Genomic DNA, 5,906 nt, shown 5'->3' on the forward strand with positions numbered 1-5,906 from the left:
GCCTCGATCGCCGCGAACACGTACTTGGGCTGGAAGTGGATGTCCGCGATCACCGGGATCTTCGACTTGCGGGCGATCTCCGGCAGCGCCGCCGCGTCGTCGGCGCTGGGGCAGGCCACCCGGACGATGTCGCAGCCGGCCGCCGTGAGTTCGGCGATCTGCTGGAGCGTGGCGTTCACATCGGCCGTGACCGTCGTGGTCATCGACTGCACCGAGATCGGGTGATCGCTGCCGACCCCGACCGTGCCCACCCGCAGCTGACGGGTGGGGCGGCGGGCGGCCAGCGTGACGGGCGGCGGGGCGGGCATACCGAGCGCGACCTGGGTCACCGCGGGGTCCTTTCCAGAGAGGGAACGTCCGGCACCGCGAGGGCACCGTGCAGGGACAGGGCGGTCCGGGCGAGTGCCTCGGCACTCAGGCCGGCCGCGGCGAGCAGCTGGCGCCGCTCCCCGTGCGGAAGGAACTCCCGCGGCAGCCCCAGCGCGTGCACCGGGGTGCCGGCCCCGGCGTCGGCACACGCCTGGGCGAGCGCGGCGCCCACCCCGCCGGCCCGCAGCCCGTCCTCGACGGACAGCACCAGCCGGTGCCGGGAGGCCAGATGGACCAGCGCCGGGCTGACCGGCAGCAGCCAGCGGGGATCGACGACCGTCACCCCGACACCGGAACGGGACAGGATCTCCGCCGCCCGCACCACCGGGCCCGCCAGTGCCCCGGCGCTCACCAGCAGCACATCCAGCGGCAGCGACCGGGTGCGGTGCAGGATGTCCAGGCCCTCCATCCGGGTCAGGGCCTCGATCGCCGGCCCCGGGCTGCCCTTGGGGAACCGCAGCGCGGTCGGCCCGTCCGTGACGGCCACCGCCTCCCGCAGCAGCTCGGCCAGCCGCTCCGCGTCCCGCGGCGCCGCCACCCGCATGCCCGGCACCGCGCCCAGCAGCGCCATGTCCCACATGCCGTGGTGACTGGCGCCGTCCGGCCCGGTGATCCCCGCGCGATCCAGCACGAAGGTCACCGGCAGACCGTGCAGGGCCACATCCATCAGGATCTGGTCCAGCGCCCGGTTCAGGAACGTCGCGTACAGACACACCACCGGACGCAGACCGCCCATGGCCAGCCCGGCGGCGGTGGTCGCCGCGTGCTGCTCGGCGATCCCCACGTCGAACACCCGGTCGGGGAAGCGCCGGGCGAACCCGTGCAGCCCCACCGGCCGCAGCATCGCCGCGGTCAGCGCCACCACCTCGGGACGCTCGGCCGCCACCCGCTCCAGCTCCGCACCGAACGCCTTCGTCCAGCTCACCGAGGACGAACCGGCCGGGCGCGGCCGGCCGGTGGCCGGGTCGATGACACCGATCCCGTGCATCCGGTCGGCCTCGTCCCGCTCCGCCGGCGGATACCCGCGGCCCTTCTCGGTGACGCAGTGGACCACCACCGGCCCGCCCAGCGCCACCGCCCGGCGGCACGCCGCCTCAACCGCCGCGATGTCGTGCCCGTCCACCGGGCCCAGATAGCCGAACCCCAGATGCTCGAACAGGTTCCGGCCCGCGCACCGCCCGCCGCGCAGCGCCGCCAGATGCGCGGCCAGCCCGCCCACCGTGGGGTCGTAGGACCGGCCGTTGTCGTTGAGGACGACCACCACCGGCTCGCTGCCGCCGCCGAGGTTGTTCAGCGCCTCCCAGGCCAGGCCACCGGTGAGCGCGCCGTCGCCGATCACCGCCACCACCCGGCGGCCGGACTCGCCGCGCAGCCGCTGCGCCCGCAGCAGACCGTCCGCCCACGACAGGGCGGTGGACGCGTGCGAGTTCTCCACGTGGTCGTGCGGCGACTCCCGGCGCGCCGGATAGCCGGACAGTCCGCCCGCCGCGCGCAGCGTGGCGAAATCGTCCTGCCGGCCGGTGAGCAGCTTGTGCACGTACGACTGGTGGCCGGTGTCGAAGACGATTCGGTCGGCAGGCGAGTCGAACACCCGGTGCAGCGCGATCGTCAGCTCGACCACGCCCAGGTTCGGCCCCAGATGCCCGCCGGCCGCGGACACCCGCTCGACCAGGAACTCCCTGATCTCCCGGGCCAGCACGGGCAGCTGACCGGGCGCCAGCTCCTTCAGCCGCCGGGGACTGCTTACACGGTTGAGCACACTTGGGGACACGTCTCTCCCATTCAGCTGGATGGGCCCCCCGCCGGCTGCTGCGCTGCGCCGCGCACGGCCGAGGGGAGTTCGAAGTGCACGGTTTCGCGGGTGATCTCGCGCTCCTCGACGGAGACGGGCCCGTACCCGGACAGCGCGGTCACCACCTCCTCGACCAGGGCGGGCGGTGCCGAGGCACCGCCGGTCAGCCCCATGGTGCGGGCCGAGGCCAGCCACTCGGGGCGGATGTCCGCCGCGGTGTCGATCAGCTCCGCCGGGGTGCCCTGGGCGCGGGAGAGCTCCACCAGCCGTACCGAGTTGGAGGAGTTGGCGGAGCCCACGACCAGCACCAGATCGGCCTCCGGGATGATCGCCTTGAGGGCGTTCTGCCGGTTGGTGGTGGCGTAGCAGATGTCCTCGGACGGCGGCTCGTACAGCAGCGGGAACCGCTCCCGCAGCGCGCCGAGGACCTCGGCGGTGTCGTCCACCCCGAGCGTGGTCTGGGTGAGGTAGGAGACCTGGGGCGCCGCGTCCGCCGGCAGCGCGTGGACCTCCTCGGGGGTGGAGACCAGCACCATCGACTCCGGCGCCTCCCCGAGCGTGCCCTCCACCTCCTCGTGCCCGGCGTGCCCCACCAGCACCACGGTGTCGCCGCGCGCCGCGTAACGCCGCGCCTTGGCGTGCACCTTGGCGACCAGCGGGCAGGTGCCGTCGATGACGTCCAGACCGCGCCGCTCCGCCTCCTCGCGGACGGCGGGGGAGACCCCGTGCGCGGAGAACACCACCGTCGCGCCGTCCGGCACCTCGTCCAGTTCCTCGACGAAGACCGCACCGCGCGCCGCCAGATCACCGACGACCGAGACGTTGTGCACGATCTGCTTGCGGACATAGACAGGGGACCCGCGGGATTCCAGGGCCCGCTCGACGATCTCGATGGCCCGCTCGACCCCGGCGCAGAAGGACCGTGGACCGGCCAGCAGAATGCGACGGGCGGTGCCGTCCGGCACGTGCGCGTCCGAGTTCACATCAGCCATGCCGGGCAGCGTAGGAACGCCGCCGCACGCCGCTCAACGGCCGATTCCACTTTCCCGAACGGCCCGCCGCCCGCCGCCCGAATCTGTCACAAAGGGACCGATCGCGCGGCCCGACGGGCCAGCACCCCGCGGCGATCTTGAGCGCGCCGCCCGGACTCCGGTAGCCATGAGCCCATCGGACGCGCTTCGGCGACGGGAGCATCGCGGTGGTCGGCGGACAGAATCTCCGGGCGGCCCGCCCGGCGGAACGGGCCGGAGCGGACCCCGCCCCCGGCGGCGGGCCGCTGCGCAAATCGCTCGCCGTCCTGGAGGCACTGGCCGAGGCCCCGCGCCCGCTGACCCTCTCCGAACTGTCGCGCCGGGTCGGCCAGCCGAAGTCGACCCTGCACCGGCAGATGCGGATCCTCACCGAACTGGGCCTGGTCATCCGCATGGAGTCCAAGTCCTACCAACTGGGCACCTACCTCTTCCACCTCGCCTCCACCAGCGGCCCGGCCCGGCTGCACAGCCTCGGCCACCGCGTCACCCCCTACCTGATCGAGCTGTTCCAGCTGACCCGCAAGATCGTCAGCCTCGGCCTGCTGTCCGGCACCCGGATCCAGCACGTCGGCACCCTCTACGGCCAGGAACACATCCCGCTCGCCACCGCACTGCGCCGGCCCTTCCCGGCCCACGCCTCCGCGGCCGGCATGCTGCTGCTGGCCAAGAACCCGAACGTCCCGGCCGACCTCGGCGAGGGCCGCACCCGCCGGGAGGCGGCCAGGGCGGACGCCCTGCGCCGCGACCTCGAACGGATCCGGCGCACCGGACTGTCCTACGCCCCCAGCCAGCACATCCCCGGCCTGGTCGAACTCGCCGCCCCGGTCAGCCTCGGCCGGGACGGCCCGGTCGCCGCCCTGGTGGTCGGCGACACGGTGCGCAACCGCGACCTGCGCAGCGCGGGCCGGGTCCTGCTGGACACCGTGGGCGCCATCGAGGAGAGCCTGGCCCGGGCCCCCTGAGCACCGGCCGGGCGGTCGGCTCTCACCCGGTCCTGGCGACCTCCCGCCAGGTGCGCACCAGCTGACTGAACTCCTCGATCTGCACCAGGACATGCTCACGGGCCGCGTTCTCCGCGCGCTCCGCCTCTCCGGCCGCGACCGCCTCGGCGATGGTGCGGTGCTCGGCCAGCGAGCGCCGCATCCGATCCGGAACGCGCAGCTGGAGCCGCCGGTAGGGCTGCAGCGCGCGCTTGAGCGCGTGGGCCTGCGCGCGCAGATACTCGTTGCCGCAGGAGTCGTTGACGATGCCGTGGAAGCGGGCGTTGGCGTAGTAGTAGCCGTCGGCGTCGTCCGCTCCCGCGTGCCGCTCGCACTCCCGCAGCGCGGCGTCGAGGTCCCGCAGCGCCTCCCGCTCGATACGGCGCGCGGCCAGCCGGGCGGCCATGCCCTCCAGTTCCGCCATGACCTCGAAGCGCTCCGCCAGCTCCGGCACGCTCAACTCGGTGACATAGGTGCCCTGTTTGGGGCGGATCCGGACCAGACCTGAGCGCTCCAGATCCTGCAGCGCCTCCCGGATCGGGGTGCGCGAACAGCCGAACTCGCGCGCCAGCTCGCCCGGATCCAGCCGTTCCCCCGGACGGTAACGCCCGTCGATCACCGCGTTCTCCAGAGCGTCCCGCACCCGCCGGGACTCCGGGATCCGAGCCATGTCCACCTCCGGATCCCCAGATTATCCGTACCGCCCAGGGGCTGGCGCGCCCGCCGTGAGTGATCTACGGTGCGGCGTTATATACATCACAGCCCATGATGCATATCAAGACAACCGGCACGAGGAGGTGCGGGGATGGCCCACCGGCTCGGCCCGCTGGAGCGGCTGCTCAGCGCCTGCGCGACCCTGATGGGCGGCGGGGGAGAGGCCTCGGCCCGCACCGTGGCCGGCGAAGCCCTCACCGCCTACACCGCACTCGACGAACCCGGCCGGCTGGCCTTCTTCACCCACCTCACCACCGCCTACGGCGTCGACGCCGACCGGCTGCGCACCGCCTACCACCGGTGGGAAGACGCCCACGCCACCGGACACCCGGACGGCGACGCGCTCGTCGGCCTCTTCGACGCGGTCGAGCCCGCCCGCCAGCGCCTGCTGCGCCGGCTCAACCACGCACCCGGCGGCACCCTCGCCCTGGTCGGCATGCGCGCCGACCTGCGCCGGCTGCTTCCCGCCCGGCCCGGCCTGCGCCCCCTCGACCACGACTTCCACCATCTGCTCACCTCCTGGTTCAACCGCGGCTTTCTGCGCATGGCCGAGGTCACCTGGGACTCCTCGCCCCGGCTCCACCGCCATCTCCTGCGCGGCGAGCGCGTCCACCCGATGACCGGAGACGAGGAACTGCGGCGCCGGCTGCAGCCCGAGGACCGCCGTGTCTACGCCTTCTTCCACCCGGCCACCGGCGACGTACCACTGATCTTCGTCGAGGTCGCCCTGGTCCGCGGCCTCCCGCGCACCATCGCCCCGCTGCTGGAACCCGGCCCCGCGCTGCGCCCCGAGGAGGCCGACACGGCGGCCCTCTACTCGATCAACAACGCTCTCGACGGACTGGCCGGCATCTCCTTCGGCAGCTTCCTCATCAAGCAGGTCATCGAGGACGTGGGCCGGCAACTGCCCCATCTGACCGACTTCGTCACGCTGTCACCCATCCCGGGATTCCGCCGCTGGCTCGCCGGGGCGGCCGACGGGGAACCCGGCCTGCGCCACCTGCGCCGCCTCCTGGACAC

At 73.5% G+C, this 5,906-nt stretch carries 6 protein-coding genes; 2 read left to right on the top strand and 4 right to left on the bottom strand.

Annotated elements, in window-relative coordinates:
* The 3 genes from ACFV5N_RS23505 to ispH all read right to left on the bottom strand — a co-directional run.
* Positions 1 to 329: flavodoxin-dependent (E)-4-hydroxy-3-methylbut-2-enyl-diphosphate synthase (locus ACFV5N_RS23505; protein ID WP_385603251.1), on the bottom strand; the 329-nt coding region annotated here is incomplete at its 3' end.
* A complete protein-coding gene (locus ACFV5N_RS23510) occupies positions 326 to 2,140 on the bottom strand; it encodes a 1-deoxy-D-xylulose-5-phosphate synthase (protein WP_385603254.1) in 1,815 nt (604 codons plus the stop codon). The genes ACFV5N_RS23510 and ACFV5N_RS23505, both read right to left, overlap by 4 nt.
* 11 nt (positions 2,141 to 2,151) lie before the next feature.
* Positions 2,152 to 3,153 (bottom strand): 4-hydroxy-3-methylbut-2-enyl diphosphate reductase, encoded by a 1,002-nt coding sequence (gene ispH, locus ACFV5N_RS23515; RefSeq protein WP_385603257.1) that lies wholly within the window; start codon positions 3,151 to 3,153, stop codon positions 2,152 to 2,154.
* Positions 3,154 to 3,359: 206 nt separating this feature from the next.
* Here ispH and ACFV5N_RS23520 point away from each other — a divergent pair, with 206 nt between their 5' ends.
* Complete coding sequence (locus ACFV5N_RS23520; RefSeq protein WP_385603260.1) at positions 3,360 to 4,154, top strand: IclR family transcriptional regulator; 795 nt, start codon at positions 3,360 to 3,362, stop codon at positions 4,152 to 4,154.
* Positions 4,155 to 4,176: 22 nt separating this feature from the next.
* Here the strand turns inward: ACFV5N_RS23520 and ACFV5N_RS23525 are convergent, their stop codons facing one another.
* Complete coding sequence (locus tag ACFV5N_RS23525; RefSeq protein ID WP_385603263.1) at positions 4,177 to 4,842, bottom strand: GntR family transcriptional regulator; 666 nt, start codon at positions 4,840 to 4,842, stop codon at positions 4,177 to 4,179.
* A gap of 135 nt (positions 4,843 to 4,977) precedes the next feature.
* On the opposite strand from ACFV5N_RS23525, the gene ACFV5N_RS23530 reads away from it, so the two are divergent.
* Positions 4,978 to 5,906: malonyl-CoA decarboxylase domain-containing protein (locus ACFV5N_RS23530; RefSeq protein ID WP_385603266.1), on the top strand; the 929-nt coding region annotated here is incomplete at its 3' end.

Origin of the sequence: Streptomyces sp. NPDC059853 (assembly GCF_042731495.1) — a bacterium.
Classification (GTDB): Bacteria; Actinomycetota; Actinomycetes; order Streptomycetales; family Streptomycetaceae; genus Streptomyces.